Source organism: Microbulbifer sp. Q7 (assembly GCF_001639145.1).
Classification (GTDB): Bacteria; Pseudomonadota; Gammaproteobacteria; order Pseudomonadales; family Cellvibrionaceae; genus Microbulbifer.
Window position 1 is genome coordinate 1,224,032 of record NZ_LROY01000001.1, and the last position, 25,407, is coordinate 1,249,438.

Here is a 25,407-nt window from a genome sequence, read left to right on the forward strand (position 1 = left end):
ATTGCACATGCCCGGCCCCGGTGAATTTGAACTGATTCGGGAGTACTTCACCTCCCGCTTTCAGACCGGGTCCCGGTCGGGCACTGCCGACAATGGGGTAGAGTTGGGCATTGGCGACGACTGCGCATTGCTGAATCCTCCCGTCGGTAAAACACTCGCCACCAGCGTCGATACCCTGGTGGCGGATGTGCATTTTCCGGCAAACGCCGACCCTTATCGAATCGCCAGCCGTGCACTGCGGGTCAACCTCTCCGACCTCGCCGCAATGAATGCCGAACCCCTGTGGTTCACCCTTGCGCTTACCCTGCCGCACAGCGATCCCGCTTGGCTGGAGCCCTTTGCCCGCGGCCTGGCAGAAACTGCGCACGCATTTGGCATCACCCTGGTGGGTGGCGACACCACCAAAGGCCCGCTGTCCATCACCATTCAGGTCACCGGTGCCTGTGCGCGCCCCCTGCGGCGGGATGGCGCCAGCGCCGGGGATATCATCTATGTCTCCAACCAGCTGGGGGCGGCCGCCGCCGCTCTGCCCGTCGTGCTGGGTGACGTAGCCGTGAGCCCCCGGCAACAGCAGCAGGCTGAGACCGCCTACTATGCGCCCGAACCGCAGTTTGCCGTGGCCCGGGCTGTTGAAGGCTACGCCAGCGCCGCACTGGATATATCCGATGGATTGCTGGCCGACCTCGGGCATATCTGTGATGCTAGCCAGCTGGGAGCCGATCTGAACCTGGACCAGCTCCCCATCGCCGCGCTGGCCCAGAGCCTGCAGGCAGGCGCGGCACTGGAAACGGCTCTGACCGGCGGCGACGACTACCAGCTGTGCTTTACCGTGCCGGCACGGCATCGTGACGCGGTACAGGCACTGCAGTTACCCATTACGCCCATTGGCCACCTGCGCGAAGAGCCGGGTATTCGCTGTCAGTGGAACGGTAAGCCCTGGCAGCCCCGGGGTACCGGCTACCAGCACTTTTGACGGGCAGGAATTGAACACCCATGACGAGCGCACACACTGTTACCCCGACCTTTGCCCAGCTGCTGCGCAGCCCGGTGCTGCTCCTGGCCTTTGGATTCGGGTCCGGGCTGGCGAAGAAGGCCCCCGGCACCTTCGGTACTCTGGCGGCGATACCCCTGTGGTACGGCCTCCAGTTCCTGTCGCCGGTCGCCTATATGGGAGTACTTGTGGTGGCATTTGCCCTGGGATGTTACCTGTGCGGCGCCGCCTCAAAAGCACTCGGGGTGCACGACCACGGAGGGATCGTGTGGGATGAGTTTGTCGGCTACTGGCTGACCATGTTCCTGGCCCCCGCTGGCTGGCTGTGGGCCCTGTACGGCTTTGTGCTGTTCCGTATCTTCGATATCGCCAAGCCCCAGCCCATCGGCTGGGCAGACCGTCGGCTTCATGGTGGCCTAGGCATCATGCTCGACGATATACTGGCAGGAATCTACGCCGCGCTGGTGTTGCAGGGCACGGCTTATTTGGTTTACTCACTATGACCATAACGATGAGGCAGGATGCCCATGAAGCTGCGCAATATAGTGCCGTTTGTTGTTTTGCTGACGGTGTCGCTGGCAGTGCCAGTGATTGGAAACACACAGGATGTCAGGTTACAGGCGATATTTGGCACCAGTGCCATGTTCGAAATTGACGGCAAACAGCGATTGCTGAAGCCGGGCAGGGCATCCCCGGAAGGGGTAACGCTGGTGTCCGCAACCAGCGATCACGCCGTGGTGGTGGTTGGCGGTCGCGAGCAGAAGCTCACCCTGGCCGCCCCCGTTGCCGCCAACTACGCCCAGGTGGACCGGCCGGAAGTACATTTGAGCCCGGACAGCCGCGGCCACTACAACACCACAGCCTGGATCAACGGCCGCCGAGTGCCCGTGATGGTGGACACTGGGGCGACAAGTATTGCGTTTAACTACCCGATGGCGAAAAGTCTCGGGCTGGATTTGTCCGGTGCCCGCGCGATCACTGTCTCCACCGCCAGCGGTGTAGAGCGCGCGTATAAAATACAGCTGGCCAGTGTCACCATCGGCGGCATCACCGTACGCAATGTGGATGCGACCGTACTGGGGGCTGATTTTCCCCAAGTGACCCTGCTGGGGAACAGTTTTTTGAGCCGTGTGGATATGCAGCAGCAGGATGGTCTGTTACTGCTGCGCGCACGCAATTGATCGAATACGAGGTATCAGTTTGACCATTCGTTATGTGGAATCTTCCAAGCTGCCCACATCCTGGGGCATGTTTGAGATGCACGGTTTCGAGGAAGTGGAAACCGGTAAGGAGCATGTCGTGCTGAGCATGGGGGATCTGGATACAGACGCGCCAGTGCTGGCTCGCATCCACTCCGAGTGTTTGACTGGTGATGCCCTGTTTTCACTGCGCTGTGATTGCGGCGCGCAGCTGCAGTACGCGCTGCACCGGATTGCCACCGAAGGCCGCGGTGCGGTGTTTTACCTGCGTCAGGAAGGCCGTGGTATTGGCCTATTGAACAAGATTCGCGCCTATAAACTGCAGGATTGTGGTGCGGATACGGTGGAGGCCAATGAACGGCTGGGTTTCGGTGCCGATATGCGGGATTACTCCATCCTGAAGCCGATGATTGATCACCTGGGTATCAAATCCATTCGCCTGATGACCAACAACCCGCGCAAGGTGAAGGCGTTGCAGGATCTGGGCGTGGAAGTCACCGAGCGCCTGCCGCACCAGTCCGGGCGTAATCCCCACAATACCAATTACCTGTCCACCAAGAAGGGCAAGTTGGGTCACCTGTTCGACGATGAGGATGGCTCAGAGCGCTCGTAATGAGCGATGGAGAGGAAAGCGCTCATTACGAGCGGTTTTCACTGTCACAAACCTTTCACGAAAGCGTCACGGGAAGGCAACGTTAAAACGCCAATCTATACGTGAGCAAGATGCAGATCACGCGAAACGCTCAGGAAGAGCAAATCAGTTACTCAGGGAGAGCGTGGTCACAAATTGTGTCTATACTCAAAGTTATCTGATCGTTGGCGGTCGAGAAAGGTGATGTACCTCCAGCGTTAGGATATAAGGGCCGGCTTTATGCCGGCTTTTTTCTTTTTGTTTGCCGTCGAGAAAAATGACATCCATGTCATTTGTCTCTCCGACGCAATCGAAAACGCTGGCGCAGAGGCGTGGCTCTGCTGGGTTTTCGATCGCTCGCGCCGGCCTGCGGCCGCGGGCGCTACATCCTGTAACGCCGGGTACTACGTAGCTCGTTTGTTTTTTTATCCTATTGCGCAGGGGCGGCTGCCCTGATAAATTGCGCGAAATTCCACCAGCGGAGGCTTGTTGATGAGTGTATCCAACCCCCGCCGGGCCAGCCGCGACTGACCGTAACCTCGTCAGCCACCTGCCCGGCAAGTTCCCTTTTGTCGGGTTCCCCCGGAACCCCTGAAAAATTACTGCGCGTCTGCCTGGCGATTCCCGGCGGTGCTCGGAATGCTCATGTACTTAAGTACACTCCGCTTCCTGTGCTCCGGCGGCAACCACCAGACAGCCGCTCGCTGCATCTTTCAGCGGTCCCGCCCGGAAACCCCATCCAAGCGTGCCCCTGTCCAGAGTACCTCTGGATATGAGGCTAGAATGACCTGTGCCTGACAGTCACAAAATTGTGCCAGGTACTTTTGAGGGTTTAGGACATTGAGTAAATCCCTGATTTCACGCCGCCCGGCATTTCGGCGCGGTGTTTCTAACGGTGGCCAGGAAAAGCCTGCGGCGGCGGAGTCGCCCTTGCGCAAGCTGGGCTGGAAGCCGTTTTTCCAACAGCAGCTGAGTCTGGACGAGCTGAACGACTGCGAGCCGGTCAAGGTCATGGCCGTGCACCGCAGCCAGATCGAGGTGACGGGCGAGGCCGGCGATGAGGCGGTGTTGGTTCATGGCCCGCTGTTTGACGATGCCAGCGAGCGGCCCACGGTGGGCGATTGGCTGTTGCTGGAGCGTGCATCCCGCAAGCCGCTGCGCCGCCTGGAGCGCAGTAGTCTGTTCAAGCGTATGGCGCCGGGCGCTCGGCAGGCGCAGTTGATTGCGGCGAATGTGGACAACGTGCTGATCGTCTCCTCCTGCAACCACGACTTCAACCTGTCGCGGGTGGAGCGCTATCTGGCGCTGGTGAAGGAGGCTGGCTGTCGCGCCTGCCTGGTTCTCACCAAAGCCGATCTGGACCAGAACCACGATCCCTACCGCACTGCCCTCAAGGGCCATCGCGACCTGCCAGTGGTACTGGTGAATGCGCTCGACGCGGAGAGTGTGGCGCCGCTGCGCGAATACTGCCGCAGCGGCGAAACCCTGGCGCTGCTGGGTTCATCCGGTGTGGGTAAGTCCACTTTGCTGAACAGCCTCGCCGGCGCCGAGCTGGCCGCCACCGGTGGTATACGGGAAGACGACAGCAAGGGCCGGCACACCACCCGACACCGCGCACTCTATGCCATTCCCAACGGTGGTCTGTTGCTGGACAGCCCGGGTATGCGTGAACTGGGTCTCGCCGATGTATACGATGGCCTTGCGGCGACCTTTGCGGATATCAGTGCACTGGCCGCCAAGTGTCGGTTTGCCGACTGCGCTCACGAGTCGGAACCGGGCTGTGCGGTGCAGGCTGCCATCGAATCGGACACCCTGGATGAGCGTCGCCTGCGCAACTGGCGCAAGCTGGAACGGGAGGTGCGTCGCAATACGCGCACACTGGCGGAGTCGCGCGCGGACGACAAAGCGCTGGGGCAGATGTACCGCTCGGTGCAGAGCCACGCGCGAGCACGCAAGACTAGGGAAGAGTAGGGAAGAGTAGGGAAGACTAGGAATATAGTGATCCTGCCAAATAAAAAAGGCCCACTGGCGTTTCGTCAGCGGGCCTTTTTTTTAATTTTCGAGATTAATTGGGGGCTGCCTGGCCCGCGGTATCGGGCACCGGCGGGGTAAGGCTTATTTGGCCGCCCTGGGATTCGATCCAGTCATTCATCCGGCTTTCCAGTACATTGAGCGGCAGCGCCCCGGCGCCCAGCAACGCGTCGTGGAACTGGCGGATATCAAAATTGTTCCCCAGTGCTTCCTCCGCGCGCGCACGGATTTCCTTGATCTTCAGCTGGCCCACCTTGTAGGCCAACGCCTGACCCGGCCACACCAGATAGCGGTCGATTTCCACTACGATGTCGTGTTCCGGCTTTGCGCTGTTATTGACAAAGTACTGGATGGCCTCGTCCCGGCTCCAGCCCAGCTGGTGCATGCCGGTATCCACCACCAGCCGCACCGCGCGCCACATATCGTAGGTGAGGGCTCCGAATTCATTGTAGGGATCGGTGTACAGGCCGAGGTCATACCCGAGGCTTTCGGAATACAGCCCCCAGCCCTCCACAAACCCGGTGTAGAACTTGTTGCGACGCAGCGGGTGGATATCCCCCTGTTCCTGGGCGAGGGCAATCTGCAGGTGATGCCCCGGCATGGCTTCGTGCACTGTCAGTGCTTCCATCTCCCATTTGGGTCGGCTTTTCAGGTTGTAGGTATTGGCAAAAAATACCCCGGCGCGGCCCGCTTCCATGGAGCCCGGCTGATAGTAGGCGGTGGTCTGCGATTTTTCCGAGTAGCCCGGGATCGGCTTCACACCGTAGGGCAGCCGCGGCAGGGTGCCGAACAACGCGGGCAGCTCGCCGTCGATGCGCTTGGCAATATCCCGGTAGTCTTTCAGCAGGTCTTGTTTATTCTCATAGTAAAACTGCGGGTCGTTGCGCAGGAATTCGGTAAACGCCTTGAAGTCGCCATCGAAGCCGGTTTTCTGGATGATGCGATCCATCTCGCCGCGAATACGGCGCACTTCCTCTAGACCAATGCGGTGAATTTCTTCCGGGCTCAGGTCGGTGGTGGTTTCTTCCCGCACTTTGTAGGCGTACCAGCGAATCCCATCCTCATTTTTGGTGAAGGCAATTTCGGTGTTGGCCTTGGGAATATATTCACGCTCAACGTATTCCGCAAAGCGTTTCCAGTTGGGAATCAGGGTTCTCTGGTAGATATTCTGCGCGCGCGTGCGCAGACGATTCTGTTGCGCTACGGGAATGCTTGCGGGCATTTCGTAGAACGCTTTGAGCAGCGGGCTCTGCTTGGGATCTGCCGGGATCAGTGCGCGGATCTGTCCGGGGAGGTCGCGCAGGGTAATCTGTGGTGGCGTAAGTTCTTGCGCCAGCCCCATCTCCATAAGAATACGGGTTTGTTCGATCAGTCCCGGCAGTTTGTCGAGGCGCGCGAGAATATCTTCATAGTCTGCGGCGGTGCGCTTGGGCATGGCATTCAAGACACTCGGTACACTGCGCTGGATGCCGCTCATGTGGTTCACTGGCAGCAGGTGTTCGGGAAACTGGTAGCCGCGCACTTGCAGGAGCAGGTCCTGGTAGAGCAGTTGGTAGTCGAGCTTTTCCGCGTCGCTGAGTTTGTCTTCGTTGAGGTGGCGGCTGGCGACGAGCAGATCGCGGGTCTGCCCTTTACGGCGCTCGATAGCTTTGATGGATTGATCGGTCCAGTCCTGTTCGCCGCCGGGATAGCCCCGATAGGTGGCGGACTCTGGATAGCTTTCCATAATCCAGCGGTACCGCAGGTCTTGCAGTGCCTGCAGCTTTTCACTGGCACCATTCTTGGGTAACGCGTCCATGGCCTTGTCGAAGGTTTTATGGTCCATCGCCTGCACATTCAGGCTGGTGGCCATAATGGCTGCGGATAAGCTGGGAAGCTTTGGGTTCAGGATTTTTTTTACGGAAAGGGAAAAGGACATCGTACTTCCTGTCTCTGTTTTATTTGTCGTGTATTCGTAGCGCTTAACGTTGATGTTAAGGCAGAGCGCAGGGTGGAGCATTTGGAAACCGTCGCAAACAGGGATGAATTCACAGGGGGCGCCTAGCCCGGTTCCAAATGCTCCACCCTGTGATCTGCCGCCACTAAGTATGTTCGGAGCACCGATCTAGGTGCCGGGGCGGCCAACCACCGGGTATTCGTTTTCAAAACCGCTGTGAATACATCCCTGTACGCTGCGTCGGCGACGTCCCTGTCGCCGACGCTTTTGAAAACGAATACCCGGCACTTGGCCTTCGATTCGAGTAATGCGCGTTGTTAGCGTTATATTGCTGCTGCCTGTCCTTTTGGCTGGGACTGGTGCATTTGCGACTGGCGTTCGCGGATTTGTTGTTCGATACCCTGGGCATCAAGGCCGATTTCGGCGAGCAGTTTGGGGTGCTTGCCGTGTTCGATGATTTTGTCGGGCAAGCCCAGTTGCAGCAGGGGCACCGGAACAATGCGTTGGTTCAGGTATTCTGAAACTGCGCTGCCCGCGCCGCCGGCAACGGTGTTTTCTTCGAGCGTTACCAGCAACTCGTGGCTATCGGCCAGGCGGTCAATCAGTGCTTCGTCCAGCGGTTTCACCCAGCGCATGTCCACCAGGGTTGCCCCGAGTTTTTCTGCCGCTTCACGCGCCGGGGCCAGCAAGGTGCCGAAGCTCAGAATGGCAATGTCCTTGCCTTCCTGAATCACGCGGCCTATGCCCACCGGCAACGCGGTCATTTCTTTTTCGATTGCGACACCCGGGCCAGTGCCGCGCGGGTAGCGCACAGCGGATGGGCCCTGGTGCTGGTATGCGGTGTACAGCAGCTGGCGGCATTCGTTCTCGTCAGCAGGCGCGGCGATGACGAGGTTCGGCAGGCAGCGCATAAACGTCAGGTCGAAGCTGCCCGCGTGGGTGGGGCCGTCTTCGCCAACCAGGCCAGCGCGGTCGATGGCGAAGGTCACATCCAGGTTTTGGATGGCCACGTCGTGCACCAGTTGGTCGTATCCACGCTGCAGGAAGGTGGAGTAAATGGCCACTACCGGCTTCTGGTCTTCACAGGCGAGGCCGGCTGCGAGGGTAACCGCGTGTTGCTCGGCAATGGCCACATCGTGGTAACGCTCCGGAAAGCGCTCGGCGAACTCGACCATACCGGAGCCTTCACACATGGCCGGGGTGATGCCGACGAGCTTGTCATCCTGCTCGGCGGTATCGCACAGCCACTGGCCAAAAATATCCTGGTACTTCGGGCCTTTTTTCTTTGTCTCGCTGTTTTTTTCTGCCGACGGAGCCACCTGGACCTTGGGCTCCGGCTCGAGCTTGTTGAGCGCGTGGTAGCCCACCGGGTCTTCTTCCGCCGGGCCAAAGCCCTTGCCCTTGGTGGTGACGATGTGCAGCAGCTGCGGACCGCGCTGGTTGCGCAGGTTGCGCAGGGTGTGCACCAGGTCCTGCATATTGTGGCCATCGAGCGGGCCCACGTAGTTGAACCCCAGCTCTTCAAACAGCGTGCCGGGGGTAATCATGCCTTTGACGTGTTCTTCGGTACGGCGCGCCAGCTGCCAGGCTTTGGGAATGACAGACAGGATCTTGCGGCTGCCCTCGCGCATGTTCAGGTAGGTTTTGCTGGCGAGAATACGCGCGAAGTAGGTGGCGAGGCCGCCCACGTTCTTGGAGATGGACATGCGGTTGTCGTTCAGCACCACCAGCATGTCTCTGCCGGTGTGTGCCGCATGATTCAGGGCCTCGAACGCCATACCGGCGGTCATGGCACCATCGCCGATCACCGCCACCACCTTGCGCTCGTCCGGCGAGCCCAGGGCCATGCCCAGCGCTGCACTGATGGAGGTGCTGGAGTGACCCACACCAAAGGTGTCGTAGGGGCTCTCGCTGCGCTTGGGGAAGCCCGACAGGCCGCCCTGCTGGCGAATGGAGAGCATCTGCTCGCGGCGGCCGGTAAGAATTTTATGCGGGTAGGTCTGGTGGCCCACATCCCACACCAGCCGGTCTTCCGGGGTGTTGTAGATGTAATGCAGGGCGATGGTCAGCTCCACCACGCCGAGTCCGGCGCCAAAATGGCCGCCAGTCTGGCCCACGCAGTAGAGCAGGTATTCGCGCAGCTCGCTGGCCAGCTCGGGCAACTGTTTTTCCGGCAGCGTGCGCAGTTGGGCCGGGTCGTCGATCTGGTCGAGCAGCGGCGTGGACGGGCGCTGGCGGGGTATCTCGTCGAACATCAAGGGTCCTGATTCGGGCATCCGGGCCCCGCACGCCTGGCGGCAGCCCAAGGTATCAATTGCAACTGATATAAGAAGCGGATTGTATGCCCACCGCGGGGAGATTGCATCCCGCGCGAATGCTGGCTCGCCGGTCAGCCTCTTCCTGTGTCTGCCGGCGATGCTCGCTCCGCTGGCGGATTTACAGCCAGCCCAGTATCAGATACACGCCGAGCAGCAGCACCACGCCGGCCACCATACTGCCGGTGAGCCAGTTGCGGGCCATGATGCCGTCGGCGCGGTGGTGGCTGGCCACACCCTCGATCATGCGCTCGACACCGCCGACCGCGGCGCCGCGCAGGCGCTGGTCGAGGGCAAACAGCCGGTCAAACAGGGCGCGCATGGCGTCGGGTACCAGCCGGCGATAGATCCATTCCGCATCCAGGTTGACCGACGGCAGCTCCGGCGGATACAGGTGGCGCAGGTTCAGCCACACGAACGCCAGTGCCGAGAAGAACAGCAGTTGCAGTTGTGTCAGCACGTGTGTGACATCGTAGGGAGTGTAGGACATCTCGTAGGGCAGCAGGCTGTAGAGCGCCTGGGGATAGATGCCGATGGTCAGGCACAGGGCCGCGGCAATGCTCATGGCGATCAGCATGTTCACCGGCGGCTCGCGCGCGGGGAGCTTGGCGTCGTGCGCAAAGAACGCAAAGTAGGGGATCTTGATACCGGCATGGTGGAAGACACCGGCTGATGCAAACAGCAGGATCAGCCACACCCAGTCATGGCCATTCTTGATCGCCGCGCTCATCACCATGGACTTGCTGACAAAGCCACTGAACAGCGGGAAGGCGGAAATCGACGCGGCGCCGATAATGCACAGCACCGTGGTCTTGGGCATTTTCTTGTACAGGCCGCCCAGTTCAGAACCGTTGATCTTGCCGGTGACATGCAGCACGGCGCCCATGGACATGAACAGCAGGCCCTTGAAGATCACATCGTTAAACGCGTGGGCCACCGCGCCGTTGATGGCCAGGGAGGTGCCGATACCAATGCCCACCACCATAAAGCCCAGCTGGTTGATCAGGCTGTAGGCCAGCACCCGGCGCAGGTCGTTTTCGATCACCGCATAGAAAATGGGGAAGCAGGCCATGGTGGCACCGATATACACCAGCAGCTCGGTGCCGGGATAGGCGCGCGCCAGCGCGTAGACCGCCACCTTGGTGGTGAAGGCGCTGAGGAATACGGTACCGGTGGGGGTGGATTCCGGATAGGCGTCGGTGAGCCAGTTGTGGAAGAACGGGAAGGCGCACTTGATACCGAAGGCGAGGAAGATCATCCAGCCTGCGGGGTTGTCGAGGACGCTGCCGTCCAGACCAATGGGCCCAAAGGCGAGCGAATCGTGGGTCTGCCCGTAAAAAACGATGCCGCCGAGCAGCAGCAATCCGGAGAGGATATGCAGGGTGAAGTAGCGCAGCCCCGCCAGGTACGCGCGCCCATTGCGGCGCGCCCACACCAGAAATACCGACGTCAGCGCCAGCAGTTCCCAGAAGATAAACAGGGTCAGCAGGTCGCCGGCAAACACCGCACCCAGTGCGCTGCCCGCATACGCCATGCTGGCCACCTGTTGCAGGGTGTCGCGCACATGCAGGGCGTAGATGACCGAGATCAGCGCCGCGATGTGGTACAGGTAGCCGAACAGCAGGCTCAGCTTGTCTGCCTTGAACAGCAGCAGGTGAAAATCGAGAATCGCGTAGTGACCGAAGCTAGTTTCACCGAGCAGCCATAAATTGGCGAGACCGACCACCGGCACCGCAATAAACAACAGCGTCCGCGCCCAGCCGCGCAGAAACAGCCCCAGTGCGGCGGCGATAAAGAAGGGCACAAATGGCGCTACTTCAAACATGCTCATGCCCTCCGCTCACCGGTGCCGGGGCATGTGCCGTGTCAGATTCATGCTGTGCATTGCCGACGTTGTCGAAGTCGGCCAGTTCGCGCTTATCGTAATAGTCTTCCGGCCGCATCAGAAAGGTGCGCATCCACTTGGCGGCGAATACCAGAACCACACAACCCACGAAACCGTAAACCGGGTAGAACCCGGGCAGGCCTTCCGCGCGGAATTCCGTGTGGCGATGAATCACAAAGTCCAGTGCGAATAACAAGATACAGATACCGTAGAACACCCGCAGCATTGTGCGGATGTTGTCCGGATTGTCGAAGAACGCCTGTTTTTCACCACGCATTAGGGCACCTTTTAAATCAAATCCCAGCCTTGATCAGCTGGTAGAACGCATCGGGAAACAGCAGTAAATAAATACAGCCCGCCGCGGTAATGCTGAGGGCAATCAGGGAGGGCAGCGGTGCCTCTTTGATGGCGACAGCCCCGCCGGCGGTGACCGCACCCGGATTGTTGTTGGTAAAGAACGCGCGCAGCGGAATCGGCAGCAGGTAAGCGATACTCAGCAGCGAGCTGATCATCAGCAGTGCCATCAGGATCCACTGTTCTGCCTCGAAGGTACCCAGCATGAGATACCACTTGCTCCAGGTGCCTCCCGTGGGCGGGATACCGATGATGCACAGGCTGGCCACCAGGAAGGCGGTCATGGTGATCGGCATTTGCCGGCCCAGCCCGCGCATTTCATGGATTTCGGTTTTGTGGGCCGCTACCAGAATGGCGCCGGCGCAGAAAAACAGGGTGATCTTGCCAAAAGCGTGCATCACGATATGCAGTGCACTGCCGGTCATGCCCGCGCTGGTGGCGAGCAGCGCACCCAGGGTGATATAGCCGAGCTGGCTGACCGTGGAATAGGCGAGGCGTTTTTTCAGGTTCTGCTGGCGCAAGGCAATGATGGACGCGAGCAGAATGGAGGCCGCGGCCAGATACAACAGCCAGTTGGTGGCGGGAATACTGCGCAGGGTTTCAAAGCCGAATATCAGCAGGCACACCTTCAGCAGTACAAAGACCCCCGCCTTCACCACCGCCACCGCATGCAGCAATGCACTCACCGGCGTCGGCGCCACCATGGCTGCCGGCAGCCAGCGATGGAACGGCATGATCGCCGCCTTGCCCACGCCGAATACAAAAAATACCAGCAATACCGACAACAGGGCGGCAGAAGTGTCCGGCGAGAAGACACCGCCGGGCTGGAACGACAGGGTGCCCGTCAGCAACCAGGTGGCGATGATCGCCAGCAGGAAAAAGCCCACGGACGTGCCGAGCAAAATGCCCAGGTAAGTGCGCCCGCCCTGACGCGCCTTGTCGGTACCGGCGTGGGTGACCAGCGGATAGGTACAGAGCGTCAGCACTTCATAGAAAATAAACAGCGTAAACAGGTTCTCGGCAAATGCGATCCCCATGACCGCGCCAATGGAAACCGCGAACAGGCTGAAAAAGCGGGTCTGGTTTTTTTCCCCGTGGCCGCGCATATAACCGATGGCGTACACCGTGGTGATGATCCACAGAAAGCTCGCCACCAGCGCAAACAGCAGCCCGAGCGGTTCAACGCGAAACGCCAGCGCCAGCCCGGGGAGAATATCCAGCCAGTGCACCGCAATGGTGTCGCCGTCCAGCATGGGCTGGTAGAGCTGCGTCACCACCGCGGACAATGCGCTGGCGGCAATCAGTGAAACGGCCTCGCGCACATTTTCCCGGCGGGCGGTGAGCTGAATACCCACCAATGCCAGCAGAGGGATCAGCAGGGTAAGTTGTAACAGAAAGGATTCACTCATTGCGCAGCGCCTCCAAGCAGGAATTGGGCGGCTGCGGCAGATACTTCTACCGGCAGGCGGGTATCGATTCCGAAATAGACATTGGCGGCGATCAGCAGCCACGCCGGCAACAGAATACCCAGCGGGGCCTCCTTCACCGTGTCATCTGTGGGAGCCTGGAAATAGGCCGCTTCCACCAGTTTCCAGATATAAGCCACCGCCAGCAGTGAACCGAGCACCACCAGGATGGCTACCCCCCACAGCTGCTGCTCGACCGCCGCGGCAATCAGGTACCACTTGCTCACAAAGCCCACGGTCAGCGGCATGCCGATCAGGCTGAGCCCGCCCACCACGATCGCCGCCATGGTCCAGGGCATGGTGCGGCCAAGGCCGCGAAATTGCTCGATGCGGCAGCCGCCCAGTTGATAAACGAGCCCAGCCAGCGCCAGAAACAGCCCGCCCTTCATCAGGGCGTGATTGAACAGGTGTAGCAGTGTGGCCTGCAGTGCGGTGGCCGTGCCGATGCCGATACCAACCACCATGTAGCCGATCTGCGCCACGCTGGAAAACGCCAGCATACGTTTGATGTTGGCCTGGTAAATGGCGACCGTGGATGCCGCGAACACGCCCACCAGCCCCAGCCCGATCAGCAGGGTGTCCAGCGGCAAGTGCGACAGGGAAAAGTCCACCCCGAACACGGTAAAGGTAAATCGCAGCAGCAGATACAGTGCCACCTTGGTGGCCGTAGCAGCGAGAAAGGCGGTAACGATAGAGGGCGCGCAGCTGTAGGCGTTGGGCAGCCACAGGTGCAGCGGAAACAGCGCGAGCTTCAGGCAGATGCCCACAAAGATAAACGCAAATGCCGCGAGTACGGTGGTGGACTCGCTGAGTGGCGGAATGCGCTCGGCCAGGTCCGCCATATTCAGGGTGCCGGTCATCATGTACAGGAAGCCGATCCCGATCAGGATAAACGTGGCCCCGATGGTGCCCATGATCAAATACTGGAAGGCAGCCCAGAGCGCGCGCCGGTCTTTGCCCAGTGCGATCAATGCATAGGTCGAAAGGGATGAGATCTCGAGGAAAACAAACACATTGAACGCATCGCCGGTTGCCACAATCCCCAGCAGCCCGGCAAAGCACAGCAGGTACAGGGTGTAGAACACCGTTTGCCGGTTGGCTTCCAGTTCCCGTGCCACGCTGGTGCGGGCCGCAGCCAATACCGCCGTGCTCAGTGCGGTGACAATCAGCAGCACCCAGGCATTCAGCAGGTCAATGCGATACTCGATGCCCCAGGGTGCATGCCAGCCCCCGAGCTCATAGGTGATGGGGCCAGACAGGTACACCTGCTGCAGTAATAAAACACTGACCACCAGCGCGGCCAGGCTCACCGCCAGGGTGAACAGCCACGCGAGGGTGGCCTTGCGGATAAACAGGCAGGAGGGCGCCGCCATTAACGGCAGAATAACCTGCAAAATGGGAAGATGTGCCAGCATGGTTTATTGCTCCTTACCGGCAGAGGTCTGGGCGGCGGCAGCCTGTTGCGCGCTGCGCTCCTGCAGGGCTTCTTCGGCCTGGATGTCGCGCTCTTCGATGGACCCGTAAGCGCCTTTGATGCGGATGATAAGCGCCAGAGCCAGCGAGGTGGTCGCAATGCCGACCACAATGGCGGTGAGAATCAGCACGTGGGGCAGCGGATTGGAATACAGGGTTACGCCTTCACTGAGAATCGGTGCGCTACCACCGTCCACTTTGCCGACGCTGATATAGAAAATGAAAACCGAGGTCTGAAAAATATTCAGCCCGATAATTTTTTTAACCAGGTTGCCCTGGGCAATGACCATATACAGGCCGATCATCATCAGTGCGATAACGATCCAGTAATTGTAGTGTGATGCCAGTAACACCTTATCCGGCCCTCCCTTCTGCGCCCTGCACATCGTCCAGCGGCGGTAATACCGCTGAGGAAGCCGTTGCAGGAGTTTGCACGCTGCGCACACGCAGCTGCGCGGAAAACAGATAAAACACCATAATCATCACCGCCGCCACGGTGATGCCCACACCCAGCTCAATGGCGATGATGCCCACATGCTGGCCGGTCACCGGATTGCCGGCGAGTGCGCCGTAATCCAGAAAATTCTTGCCGCTGACCAGGCTCAGCAGGCCCACGCAGCCATAGATCAGCACGCCCACCGCCGACAGCATTTGCACCAGACCGTGGGAGGCCACCTTGCGCACGGCGTCGAGGCCGAACACCAGTCCGTAGAGGATAAAGCCCACCGCAAAAATCACACCCGCCTGGAAGCCTCCGCCGGGGCCGTACTCGCCGTGGAACTGCACATACAGTGCGTACAGCATGATGGGCGCGATCAACACCTTGGCTACCACGCGCAACACGATATCGCGGGATTGCGCTTCCACCGGCGTTTGCGGGCTGGCCTGCAGCGGCTGCTCGGCGCGTGCCATCAACAGTGACAGCACGCCGAGACCGGCAGTGAAAATCACCACCACCTCACCGAAGGTATCGAATCCGCGATAGCTGGCCAGTACCGAGGTGACAATGTTGGGAATGCCGATCTCCGCCATGGATTCGGAAATATAGTGCGGTGCCACGTGCATGTGCGCCGGCGCATTGGCATCGCCAAAAGAGGGCATGTCGACGGTGGCCGCGATCAACATGGCACCCACCGAAGCCACCAGCGCGATTGCCAGGCGCGCGCGGGCGCGATCGGCGCGCTGGTAACGGCCACACAGCGCGAGCGTCATCACGATCAGCAGCGGGGAAATACCCGCACCCACGGCGGCCTCGGTAAACGCGACATCTACCGCGCCCATGGTCATGAAAAAGCCCGCGGACAGCAGCCCGTAAATCCCCGCCAGCATCGCGGCGGCAAACAGGTCCTTGATCCAGGCAATGGAAATGGCGGTGGCCAGCAACAGTGCCAGCAGGGCAATATCCAGCAGCAGGTCCATCAATTACGCTCCCGGAGGATTTGTTGTTTTGGTCTCATAGCGATCGTCATCGTGAAGACATGCGGTGAATGGGACATCAGGCCCGGGTGTCATCGGCCGCCTCGACGGCGGTGTCCGTTGTATTGCCCGCGCTTGCCGCCGTCGAGCTGGCGGCTGCAGGCTGCGCGGCTCCCGTTGTCACAGGCGGCAGCCGCAATGCACTGAGCTGGGCCGAGCGCGCCAGTGCGTGGCTGGCGGTGGGGCTGGTGAAGAAAATAAACAGCATGATCATACCCAGCTTGAACAGGGCCAGCGACCAGCCGGCCGCCAGCATCAAACCGCTGATGATCAAAAAGGTGGCCAGGGTATCGGTCACGCCGGCGGAGTGCATACGGGAATAGAAATCGGGGAAGCGCAGCAGTCCGATGGCCCCGGTCAGCATAAAAAAGCAGCCCAGCAATAGCAGCAGGCCACTGGCAAACGTCAGCAGCGAATCAATCACCGGTCACCTCCGTTGCAGACGCCGCGTTCGCAGTACGGAACTCAAAGTACCGCAATACACCGATCACACTCACGAAGTTGATCAGCGCATAGACCAGGGCGATATCCAGAAACTCCGGTTTGCCGAAGGTAAAGCAGATGACCGCAATCAGCAGTACGGTTTTAGTGCTGAACATGTTCACCGCGAGAATCCGGTCGTGAATACTCGGGCCGCGTACCGCGCGGATTAAAGCCAGCGACATGACCACCAGCAGTGCCACGAGGGTTGCATACAGCATCATGAGGGCGACCCCGCTTTGGTGTTACCGGAGCCCTGGTTTTCCGTCAATTTCCGAATACGCTGTTCCATCTCACCTTGTTTCACTTCGTCCAGCCCCGCACGGGTTAAGGCGTGTACCAGAATGGAGCCACCGCTCACGTCGATGGCCACGGTGCCAGGGGTCAGGGTAATGGAATTGGCATACAGCACCTTCCCCAAATCCGTCTTCAGGGTGGTGGGGATGCGTTCACTGCAGGGGGAGATGGTATCTGGTGCGTTTATTTTTCCGCGCAGCAGGCCGCCCCATACGCAGCGTGCCACCTCCAGGTTACTGGCAATGATTTTGCGCAGTAGCCAGAGGTAGTAGCGGGGCAGTGTGGACCACAGCTCCAGCGGCAGGGACTCACCGTCCACGACCTTCATACGGCGGGCAATGGCGATCACAAAAAGAATGGAGATCAACCCGAATGCGAGCAGCAGGGGGGTGTAATGGCCGGAGTTGGCCAACCAGATGAAAGCGAGAACGGCAAACAGGCAAAGGGTGTAACGCATGAATGTTCTACTACACAAACTTTACAGAAACCGCTGAGTACACGCCTCGGCGGGGCAACCAATTTGGCATTATTTTCCGATGACATCTTCGCAGCGGTAGTGGTTTTCAAATACCGTGAGCATCACAGACTCCGCTGTTGCGCCTTCTGTCTCTGGCGGTGCAAGCCCAGCCACTTTGGCGATCAGCGCGTTGATGGTTTCGGCGCGGGGCAGGCAATAGCGGCTGCTAATTTTCTGCTCTGTCTCTGCGGACAGCCGGCCGGTGCGCGTGCGAATGGCGCGGGCGACAAACAGGGAGGGGCGATCTTCCGCCGCGATAATCTCGGTACTGGCCGACAGATAGCCCTGGATAAAGGCGCGGCAGGTTGTGGCGCCCGAATCCTGTGGATCTATTGCATGAGATTTACAGGCTTCGATCAATCCAGTTGCGGTGAGTGGTTCCATGGCCACGGCGGGCTGCCCGCCGATAGTGGTCGTCACAGCCGCCAAAATGGCGGGCGCGAGCACCCTGGGCAGAAGTCGCTTCATACGCATCACTCGTCACGTTTATCGTTTTTTTTGTCAGCGTTTTTTTGTGAGTTTTTATGCTTGCGTTTACTTTGGCACTTTATTTGTGCGGAAGATTGCCAAAAGTGTGAAAAAGTGTGTGAAGCCGTGTAAATTCTACGGGCGGAGTCAGGCCGCTGCTGGTGCGCAGCGGCGCTGCGAATGCGGTCGGCACGGCGTCTGAACAGGTACAACGAACGAGGTGGCAGCGGATGGCAAATGAGTTGGTAAAAGCCCGCATCCTGGTGGTGGATGGGAGCGAAGACGCCCGCGATGCGCTGGCTGACCTGTTGGCATCTGCCGGGTATGGCGCAGTGACGGCGGCCGACGGGGAGCAGATGCTCGTCTGCCTGCAAGCGCACCCGATTGACCTGGTCCTACTGGAAGTGGACCTCGCTGGTAGCGACGGGTTTGAACTCTGCCGATACCTGTGTAGCGACGAGAACCGGCCACCGGTGGTCTTCGTTACTGCGCGGGGTGATGAAGTCGACCGTGTGGTGGGGCTGGAAATGGGGGCGGACGACTATGTGGTGAAGCCCTACTTCGAGCGCGAGCTGCTGGCGCGGGTGAAAGCGGTGCTGCGCCGGGCGAAGCGGCCTCCACGCAGCGGCAAGCGCGGGGTATTCACCTTCGCCGGCTGGCGTTTTTGCCCGGTGCAGATGCAGCTACTCGACCCGGAAGGCAACATCGTTCCGCTTTCTTCCAGCGAAACCGAATTGCTGCTGGCGTTTGTGCAGCATCCGCAGGAGCCGCTCTCGCGGGATCGCCTGCTGGACCTGACCAAGGGGCGCGAGAGTTTCCCGTTTGATCGCAGTATCGACTCCCATGTGAGCCGCCTGCGCCGCAAGCTGGGTGACGATGCCAAGCAGCCGGAGGTCATCAAGACGGCCTGGGGGACAGGCTATATCTTTACCTACGCGGTGGAAGCGGGCTAACAACAACGGAAGTCAGTGGCTGCGGGCCACAATGTAGTCCGCGAGCTGCTGCAGCACCCGGGTGTCGACTGTATCCACACCGGCAGCCACGTCGTTCAGGGCGCGGGCGGCTTCCGCCTGCAGCGTCTGTGCTTCGGCGCGGGCCCCGTCCAGGCCCAGCAGGGAGACATAGGTGGGTTTGTTGCGCGCCGCATCGGCACCCTGGGTTTTGCCCAGCGTCTCGGTATCCGCGGTCACATCGAGAATGTCGTCCTGCACCTGGAACGCCAGACCAATGGCCTCCGCATAGCGGCTGATGGCGGCAAGCTGCGCGTCGTTGGCGCCGCCGATCAGGGCGCCAATGCGGGCGCTGGCCACAATCAGTGCGCCGGTTTTCAGGCGGTGCATTTCTTTCAGCTGTGTCAGCGTCAGGCTTTGCTCCACCGCCGCCAGATCAATGGCCTGGCCGGCAACCATGCCGCGGGCGCCAGAAGCGCGCGCCAGCTCGCCAATCACGCGAACTTGCAGGGGCGCCGGCAGCGGCGAGGCGGAAAGCAGTTCGAACGCCTGGCACTGCAGCGCGTCCCCGGCGAGGATGGCGGTAGCCTGATCAAACTGGATATGGCAGGTGGGGCGGCCGCGGCGCAGGTCGTCGTCGTCCATTGCCGGCAGGTCATCGTGTACCAGTGAGTAAGCGTGTACACACTCCAGCGCCGCCGCTGCTTCGTGGCTGAGCGCGATGGCATCCTCGCCCCCCAGTGCGCGGGCGGCGGCGTACACCAGTGCCGGGCGCAGGCGCTTGCCGGGGCCGAGTGCAGCGTAATTCATGGCCGCGAACAGGGCATGTGCGGTGGACTGGTCAGCAAGGGCGTGCTTCAGGGTCTGTTCGACCCGGTGGCCAGACGTCTGCAAAAACGCCTTAAGGCCCGCAGACATACCCGCAGGCTTGGTGGAAGTGCTCACTTACTCCGCATCTCCAGCGCCGGGGTTTGCGGAAAATTCATCCGGGGTGTCGAACGGCAGCTCCTGGACCTGGCCGTTCTCCTCCATCAATACCTTCACTTTCTGCTCGGCGCTGGCCAGCTTCTTCTGGCATTCGTGGGTCAGTTTCACCCCGCGCTCAAAATCCGCCAGCGCCTCATCAAGGGGCAGGTCGCCACTTTCCAGGCGCTCGACCAGTTGCTCCAGTTCTTCCAGTGCGCTCTCGAAGGTCGCGGTCTTCTTTTTGGCTGCCATGGGAATATCTCTGATGGGACTGCAGGAGCGGGCAACCTTAGCGGCAACCGCAAAGGGGGTCAATCTCATGCCCCCTGCGACAATATGGCGCACTTGCGCGCGGGGCTTTTTCGATAACATTTGCGCTTCGATAACGAACCCTCGACAAGGAAGAAGCTGTGTCCCGCTTTACTGTTGTTGCATTTTTCCCGGCTGCGCTGCTGCCAATGGGGCTTGCCGTGGCCGCAAGTCCGCAAAACCCGGATAGCGTGCTTGAGCAGGTGATTGTCACGGCCACCCGCGAGGCCAAGGTGCGCGCTGAGCTGGCAGAGTCGGTGGGGGTGATTGACGAGGCCGCGCTGGAACATATCGCACCTGCGCACCCGGCCGATGCGCTCAATCGGGTGGCCGGGGTGCATGTGAACAACCTGGGCGGGGAAGGGCATATGACGTCCATTCGCCAGCCCATCTCCACTGCCGGGGTTTATCTGTTTCTGGAAGACGGTATTCCCACACGCCCCACCGGTTTCTTTAACCACAACGGCCTTTACGAGATCAACGTGCCCCAGAGCGCGCAGCTGGAGGTCACCAAGGGCCCGGCTTCCGCGCTCTATGGCAGTGATGCCATCGGCGGGGTGATCAATGCCGTCACCAAGGCGGCACCGGATTCGCCTGAAATTACCCTCAATGGTGAGCTGGGCGCCGACGGTTGGCAGCGCGCATTGATTTCCGGCGGCAACAAACTCGGCGAGCACAGCGCCTTCCGTCTGGACCTGAACAGCACCGCCAGCGAGGGCTTCCGCGAGGAAGCGGAATACTCCCGCACCTCCATGAGTGGCCGCCTCGACAGTCGGTTTGCCGAGGGCTGGGACAGCAAGACGGTGTTGTCTTATTCCACCATCGACCAGAGCGGTGTATCTGGCCTGGAGGAAGACGACTACCGCAACAATGTAGAAAAGAATCTCTACCACGGGGATATCGGCTATCGGGAAGTGGAGGCCTTCCGCCTCTCCTCCGAACTGGCCTACACCCCGAGCGACAACAGCCTGGTTACCGCCACCCCGTTTATCCGCCACAACACCATGGCGATGATGCCGAGCTGGATGGTGACCTACGACCCGAATATTCGCGACACCGAATTCAGTTCCTACGGCCTGCTGCTGAAGTACCGGCACAATTTTGTTCGCGGTGAAGTCATCGTCGGTGTTGACGCGGATTACACACCGTCGGAGTACCGCGAGGAGCGCATCCAAGTCTTCCGTGATGGTGAGATATTTACCGACTATGCGCGCACTGGCGAGCTGACCTACCACTTTGACGCGGAGCAAACCTCCGTCTCCCCTTATGTGCACGCAGAATTCGCTCCCAGCGAGCGCTGGCGCCTGAGCGCCGGCCTGCGTTACGACCGGTTCGCGGTGGATTACGAGGATCAGCTGGGTACCCCCAACACCGATGCCGCTCATTTCCGCCCCGCGTCCCAGTCCCGCGATTACGACAACCTGAGCCCGAAACTGGGCGCGGTGTACAAACTGAGCGACAACCACCAGCTTTACGCCAGTTACCGCCACGCCTTCCGCGCGCCCACCGTGGGTACCCTGTTTCGCCCGGGCTCTTCCGAGGGCACCACCGAGCTGGAGCCGGTGACCAGCGTCAGCCAGGAAATCGGCCTGCGCGGTATTGTTGGCGAGGGGGTGAATTACGAGGTGGCGGTGTACGACATGACCACCGAGAACGACATCGTGAGTTACATCGCCAATACCGACGAAGGCAGCGACCGCAAGACCACCAACGCCGGTGAGACCAGCCACAAAGGTGTGGAAGTTTCGCTGCAGGCGCCGCTGGGGCAGGCGTGGCAGCTGGGCGTTTCCTACGCCGCAATACGCCAGCGTTACCAGGACTTCTCCTATGTGTTCAGCCAATTTGACCGCAGCTGCTTCTGCATGGTCAGCGAAAACCTGAACTTTGCCGGCAACCATATCAGCCGCGCGCCGCAGTCCCTCGCCAACGTCACCCTGGCCTATACCCCCGAGTGGCTGAACGGCCTGCGCATGGAACTGGAGTGGTCGCACATGGGCGACTACTACACCGACGAGACCAACACCCAGCAATATCCCGGCCACGCATTATTGAACCTGCGCGTCACCCACGATTTTGGTGAGGATCTGTCGGTGTACGCGCGGCTGTCGAATATCACCGACGAGCGCTACTCCACCTACACGTCCAACCAGGTGGGCGACGAAGACCTGAGCTACCGCCCGGGACAGCCGCGCTCCCTGTTTGCCGGCGTGCGCTACCGCTTCTGACGCCCTGTAAGGAAACGAACACCATGAATCTGAAAAAACAGTGGCTAGGCTGGCACAACAAACTTGGATGGTGGGCGCTGGCGGGCATTCTGGTATGGGCCATTTCCGGTATCAGCCACCCGATGATGGCCTGGTTCGGGCCGTCGGCGGCCAAGTTCTTCCCGCCCTCGGTCAGTCTTGATGCCAGCAAGCTGGGCGCACTGCCCAGCTTGCTGGCAGACGGCGACAAGCTGCGCGACGCGCGCGTGGTCAAGCTGGTGCCGGGAGAGGCCGCACCGCTCTTGCAGGTAACACACTCGGAGACAGCGCCGCGCCGCTATTACCAGCTCGACAGTGGGCGCGAAGTCACCGACGGTGATGCGCAGCAGGCCCGCTGGCTCGCCACCTATTACAGCGGCCGCCCGGCAGATCAGATTGCCGAACTCCAGCTGCAGACCGGCTTCGACAACGCGTATCCCTCGGTCAATCGCCTGCTGCCGGTGTACCGGGTGCGCTTCGCCGGCGACGAAGCCCTGACCCTGTTTATACACACCGAAACTGCGGCACTGGCGTCCATCACTGACCGCAGCAAGACGCTGTTGCAGGGGGTGTTTCGGCAGCTGCACACCTTCGCCTGGCTGGATGATCTCGAATACGGCCGCCTGATTCTGATTGGCCTGCTGATGCTCACCCTGTCCGCGTTCGCCGCTACCGGCCTGGCGCTGGTGTTTGCGCTGAAGCACCGCAAGATCAACGACGGTAAGCGCCGCTACCACCGCCTGCTCGGTTATGTGCTGTGGCTGCCACTGCTGGGCTGGTCCACGAGTGGTTTCTATCACCTGCTGCAATCCTCCCTGGTAGCGCCGGTTCACGGCCTGCGGCTGGGTAATGCGGGCGAGTTTCAGGGGCTGACCGGCGACTACCGCTGGCTGGAGCACCTCGAGGGTCGTGCCATCAACAGCTTGTCACTGATTCGGGGCGCCGAAGACCTGCCGGTGTACCGCGTGTCCCTGGCGCCCGCTGAGGGTGCCGCGCCGCGCTCACGCAACCAGCGGTTTGACGGCCGTCCCTCCGAAGCGGGGGCTCTGTTTGTGGATGCGCGTAGTGGTCAGTTGCTGACGGAGTTTGATGATCAACAGCAGGCACAACGGTTGGCGGCACGTCTGGCAGGTGTGGCACCGGGACAGATCGCTGGCACCCGTCTGGTTACCCGCTACAGTCCCGCCTACGACTTCCGCAACAAACGTCTGCCGGTGTGGCAGATTGATGTGGCCGATGCCGATCACACCGTGTTGTTTGTCGATCCGGTCAGCGGTGTGCTGGTGGACCGGACCCGCCGTGTGGATCGCGCCGAGCGCCTGTCCTTTTCCCTGCTGCACAAGTGGAACCACCTGACGCCATTCACCGGGCGCCAGGGCCGCGATGGGTTGATCGTATTCACGCTGCTGCTGTTGCTCGCCGGCGCGGTTCTCGGCGGTGTCATGCTCGCAAAACGCAAAAAACGCCGCAGTTCGCCGGCGGCAGACGGCGGGGCCGCTGGCTCTATCGGTTCTGCGGCGACACAATAGGCGGCTCACGCACTACCGAGTCGATTGCCCCGTGCCATTGAGCCTGCCCCCGCTGAGCGGCGACCAAGCCATCATCACCAACCTGCGGCGCCTGACCGCGCTGCGGGCTATTGCCCTGCTGGCGTATATTGCGGTGAGCCTGTGGCTGGGGGATACCTTGTCTGGGGGTGCCCTGGTATTTGTCGCGCTGGGGTTAGTCACCACGCTGGTGAGCGGCTGGCGCGCCCGTGGCAGTGTGGCGCTGGGACGGCTGGAATTTTTCGGCCACCTGCTGATGGATTGGCTGTGGTTGCCGCCGCTACTGGCGTTTAGCGGTGGTGCTGCCAACCCGTTTGTCACCTACTTGCTCGTTCCACTGACCATCGCCGCGGCCACCCAGCCGCGCCTGTACGCCTGGGTGATGGCCGCGATCAGCATTGCCACCTACACCGGCCTGATTCTCTTTTTCCCAGGTATTGATGGTGGTCACAGTGCTCATGCGGGGCACGACATGGGTCATGGCATGGGGCATGGAACGGATCACGACAGCAGCGCGTTTTACCGCCACCTGATCGGCATGTGGGCCACCTTCGCGTTTTCTGCGCTGCTGATCGCCGGTTTCGTCAACAGCATGGCGGAAGCCCTGCGCAGCCGCGACCGGCACCTGCACACCCTGCGCCAGGAGCAGGCGCGGCGGGACCAGGTCCTGTCCCTGGGCACCCTCGCTGCCGGCACCGCCCACGAGCTGGCCTCCCCCCTGCAAACCATCGGTTTACTGGTGGAAGAGCTGCAGGCGCAACAGCAGGGGTTCGCCGCACCGGTGGTGGAAGACCTGGCGCTGCTGCAGCAGCAGGTCAACCTGTGCAAGCAGGCCCTCGAACAACTGAAAAGCCGTGCGCGGGACCCGGCGGGCAGCGAGGAATTTCAGTCGGTGGGGGAATTTATCGCGCGCAGCCTGGAGCGCTGGCAACTGTTGCGCCCGGAGGCGCGCTTTGCGCTGACGCAGCAAGGCCCAGAGAATGTTCGTGCGCGCCTGCCGCTGACCCTGGAGCAGGCCTTCATCAATGTGTTGAACAACGCGCTGGACGCCAACCTCGCCGGCGCGGCGACGCAGCCGGTGGAAGTAGATGTGCTGTGGTCGGAACAGGGGCTGGTGATGGCGATCACCGACAGCGGCGGGGGCGTGCACCAGCCGCAGCCAGACTCGGCGTCGGAGGGGTTCGGTATTGGCCTGATCTTGAGCAAAACCGCCCTGACACAGCTGGGCGGTAGCCTCACCCTCGCCCCCAGAACTAGCGGGCAGGGCACCATCGCGACCATCGAGTTACCGCTGGAAACCCGGCCCGTGGAGGAAGTGTGAACACATCCGACCGACGCCTGCTGATCGTGGATGATGAGACCGGCACCCGCAATATGCTGGAGCGGGCCATGACCCGCCGTGGCTTTACCACGTTTATTGCAGCGACTGTGGCGGACGCATTGGCGTTGATTGCGCGGGAGCCGTTCGACTGCGCCCTGCTGGATCTGAAAATCGACCACGACAGTGGCCTGGAGCTGATAGCCCCGCTGCGCGCGGCGAACCCGCAAGCGCGGATTATCCTGCTCACGGGCTATTCGAGTATTCCTACCGCCGTGGCGGCCATCAAACTCGGCGCCGACGACTATCTGTGTAAGCCCGCCGGTGGTGATCAGTTAGTGGCTGCGCTGGTGGGTGAGCCAGCTCACCCCAGTAACCATCCCGACCTGCCGGAAATATCCCGCACCCCGCCTTCGGTCAATCGGCTGGCGTGGGAGCATATCCAGCGCGTCCTCGCGGAAAATGACGGCAACATTTCCGCCACTGCCCGCGCCCTGGGTATGCACCGCAGAACCCTCCAGCGAAAATTGCAGAAGCGGCCCAAGGGCCAGTAAT

At 60.9% G+C, this 25,407-nt stretch carries 24 protein-coding genes; 10 read left to right on the forward strand and 14 right to left on the reverse strand.

What is annotated here, in order from left to right:
• Positions 1 to 7: 7 nt before the first annotated feature.
• From thiL to rsgA, 5 genes are all read left to right on the forward strand, one after another.
• Entirely contained in the window at positions 8 to 973 is a 966-nt protein-coding gene (gene thiL / locus AU182_RS04970) for a thiamine-phosphate kinase (RefSeq protein ID WP_066961433.1), read from the forward strand.
• A 20-nt stretch (positions 974 to 993) separates the two neighbouring features.
• Complete coding sequence (locus tag AU182_RS04975) at positions 994 to 1,494, forward strand: phosphatidylglycerophosphatase A (protein ID WP_066961435.1); 501 nt, start codon at positions 994 to 996, stop codon at positions 1,492 to 1,494.
• A 24-nt stretch (positions 1,495 to 1,518) separates the two neighbouring features.
• Positions 1,519 to 2,172: a TIGR02281 family clan AA aspartic protease gene (locus AU182_RS04980; RefSeq protein ID WP_227718121.1), complete on the forward strand. Its 654-nt coding sequence runs from the start codon at positions 1,519 to 1,521 to the stop codon at positions 2,170 to 2,172.
• A gap of 19 nt (positions 2,173 to 2,191) precedes the next feature.
• Positions 2,192 to 2,803, forward strand: a complete 612-nt coding sequence (ribA, locus tag AU182_RS04985; RefSeq protein ID WP_066961437.1) for a GTP cyclohydrolase II — start codon at positions 2,192 to 2,194, stop codon at positions 2,801 to 2,803.
• An 858-nt stretch (positions 2,804 to 3,661) separates the two neighbouring features.
• Positions 3,662 to 4,792 carry a ribosome small subunit-dependent GTPase A gene (gene rsgA, locus AU182_RS04990; protein ID WP_082859219.1) on the forward strand — a complete coding sequence of 377 codons (1,131 nt, stop codon included), beginning with the start codon at positions 3,662 to 3,664 and terminating at the stop codon, positions 4,790 to 4,792.
• Positions 4,793 to 4,886: 94 nt separating this feature from the next.
• Here the strand turns inward: rsgA and AU182_RS04995 are convergent, their stop codons facing one another.
• The 12 genes from AU182_RS04995 to AU182_RS05050 all read right to left on the reverse strand — a co-directional run bounded on the left by AU182_RS04995 (position 4,887) and on the right by AU182_RS05050 (position 17,519).
• A complete protein-coding gene (locus AU182_RS04995; protein ID WP_227718122.1) occupies positions 4,887 to 6,770 on the reverse strand; it encodes a DUF885 family protein in 1,884 nt (627 codons plus the stop codon).
• Positions 6,771 to 7,111: 341 nt separating this feature from the next.
• Positions 7,112 to 9,043: a 1-deoxy-D-xylulose-5-phosphate synthase gene (gene dxs / locus AU182_RS05000; protein ID WP_066961439.1), complete on the reverse strand. Its 1,932-nt coding sequence runs from the start codon at positions 9,041 to 9,043 to the stop codon at positions 7,112 to 7,114.
• 181 nt (positions 9,044 to 9,224) lie between these two features.
• Positions 9,225 to 10,928 carry a Na(+)/H(+) antiporter subunit D gene (locus tag AU182_RS05005; protein ID WP_227718123.1) on the reverse strand — a complete coding sequence of 568 codons (1,704 nt, stop codon included), beginning with the start codon at positions 10,926 to 10,928 and terminating at the stop codon, positions 9,225 to 9,227.
• Entirely contained in the window at positions 10,921 to 11,265 is a 345-nt protein-coding gene (locus AU182_RS05010; RefSeq protein WP_066961445.1) for a hypothetical protein, read from the reverse strand. The genes AU182_RS05005 and AU182_RS05010 overlap by 8 nt, the downstream gene beginning before the upstream one ends.
• 16 nt (positions 11,266 to 11,281) lie before the next feature.
• The gene (locus AU182_RS05015; RefSeq protein ID WP_066961448.1) at positions 11,282 to 12,751 is read right to left on the reverse strand and encodes a monovalent cation/H+ antiporter subunit D family protein; all 1,470 of its coding nucleotides are present in this window, start codon (positions 12,749 to 12,751) and stop codon (positions 11,282 to 11,284) included.
• A complete protein-coding gene (locus AU182_RS05020) occupies positions 12,748 to 14,223 on the reverse strand; it encodes a monovalent cation/H+ antiporter subunit D family protein (protein ID WP_066961451.1) in 1,476 nt (491 codons plus the stop codon). Before AU182_RS05020 ends, AU182_RS05015 begins: the two co-directional genes overlap by 4 nt.
• Before the next feature lie 3 nt (positions 14,224 to 14,226).
• Positions 14,227 to 14,634 (reverse strand): cation:proton antiporter subunit C, encoded by a 408-nt coding sequence (locus AU182_RS05025; protein ID WP_227718124.1) that lies wholly within the window; start codon positions 14,632 to 14,634, stop codon positions 14,227 to 14,229.
• 1 nt (position 14,635) lies between these two features.
• Positions 14,636 to 15,700 (reverse strand): DUF4040 domain-containing protein, encoded by a 1,065-nt coding sequence (locus AU182_RS05030; RefSeq protein WP_082859220.1) that lies wholly within the window; start codon positions 15,698 to 15,700, stop codon positions 14,636 to 14,638.
• Between the two features lie 76 nt (positions 15,701 to 15,776).
• Positions 15,777 to 16,181 (reverse strand): monovalent cation/H(+) antiporter subunit G, encoded by a 405-nt coding sequence (gene mnhG / locus AU182_RS05035; RefSeq protein ID WP_066961455.1) that lies wholly within the window; start codon positions 16,179 to 16,181, stop codon positions 15,777 to 15,779.
• Positions 16,174 to 16,461: a monovalent cation/H+ antiporter complex subunit F gene (locus AU182_RS05040; protein ID WP_227718125.1), complete on the reverse strand. Its 288-nt coding sequence runs from the start codon at positions 16,459 to 16,461 to the stop codon at positions 16,174 to 16,176. The genes mnhG and AU182_RS05040 overlap by 8 nt, the downstream gene beginning before the upstream one ends.
• Positions 16,458 to 16,991 (reverse strand): Na+/H+ antiporter subunit E, encoded by a 534-nt coding sequence (locus tag AU182_RS05045; RefSeq protein ID WP_066961458.1) that lies wholly within the window; start codon positions 16,989 to 16,991, stop codon positions 16,458 to 16,460. Before AU182_RS05045 ends, AU182_RS05040 begins: the two co-directional genes overlap by 4 nt.
• A gap of 69 nt (positions 16,992 to 17,060) precedes the next feature.
• Positions 17,061 to 17,519, reverse strand: a complete 459-nt coding sequence (locus AU182_RS05050) for a hypothetical protein (RefSeq protein WP_153039113.1) — start codon at positions 17,517 to 17,519, stop codon at positions 17,061 to 17,063.
• Positions 17,520 to 17,749: 230 nt separating this feature from the next.
• Here AU182_RS05050 and AU182_RS05055 point away from each other — a divergent pair, with 230 nt between their 5' ends.
• On the forward strand, positions 17,750 to 18,472 hold the full coding sequence (locus AU182_RS05055) for a response regulator (RefSeq protein ID WP_066961462.1): 723 nt from the start codon (positions 17,750 to 17,752) through the stop codon (positions 18,470 to 18,472).
• A gap of 12 nt (positions 18,473 to 18,484) precedes the next feature.
• Here AU182_RS05055 and AU182_RS05060 read toward each other — a convergent pair whose 3' ends face one another.
• The gene (locus tag AU182_RS05060) at positions 18,485 to 19,387 is read right to left on the reverse strand and encodes a polyprenyl synthetase family protein (RefSeq protein WP_066962210.1); all 903 of its coding nucleotides are present in this window, start codon (positions 19,385 to 19,387) and stop codon (positions 18,485 to 18,487) included.
• Between the two features lie 27 nt (positions 19,388 to 19,414).
• On the reverse strand, positions 19,415 to 19,687 hold the full coding sequence (gene xseB / locus AU182_RS05065) for an exodeoxyribonuclease VII small subunit (protein WP_066962213.1): 273 nt from the start codon (positions 19,685 to 19,687) through the stop codon (positions 19,415 to 19,417).
• 158 nt (positions 19,688 to 19,845) lie between these two features.
• Between xseB and AU182_RS05070 the strand changes: the two genes are divergently transcribed.
• The 4 genes from AU182_RS05070 to AU182_RS05085 are packed head-to-tail and all read left to right on the forward strand — an operon-like array spanning position 19,846 to position 25,406.
• Positions 19,846 to 21,969 (forward strand): TonB-dependent receptor, encoded by a 2,124-nt coding sequence (locus AU182_RS05070; protein WP_227718126.1) that lies wholly within the window; start codon positions 19,846 to 19,848, stop codon positions 21,967 to 21,969.
• 23 nt (positions 21,970 to 21,992) lie between these two features.
• Positions 21,993 to 23,516 (forward strand): PepSY domain-containing protein, encoded by a 1,524-nt coding sequence (locus AU182_RS05075; RefSeq protein WP_066961464.1) that lies wholly within the window; start codon positions 21,993 to 21,995, stop codon positions 23,514 to 23,516.
• Positions 23,517 to 23,547: 31 nt separating this feature from the next.
• Complete coding sequence (locus AU182_RS05080) at positions 23,548 to 24,855, forward strand: sensor histidine kinase KdpD (RefSeq protein ID WP_153039114.1); 1,308 nt, start codon at positions 23,548 to 23,550, stop codon at positions 24,853 to 24,855.
• On the forward strand, positions 24,852 to 25,406 hold the full coding sequence (locus tag AU182_RS05085; RefSeq protein ID WP_066961493.1) for a response regulator transcription factor: 555 nt from the start codon (positions 24,852 to 24,854) through the stop codon (positions 25,404 to 25,406). Before AU182_RS05080 ends, AU182_RS05085 begins: the two co-directional genes overlap by 4 nt.
• Position 25,407: the final 1 nt, after the last annotated feature.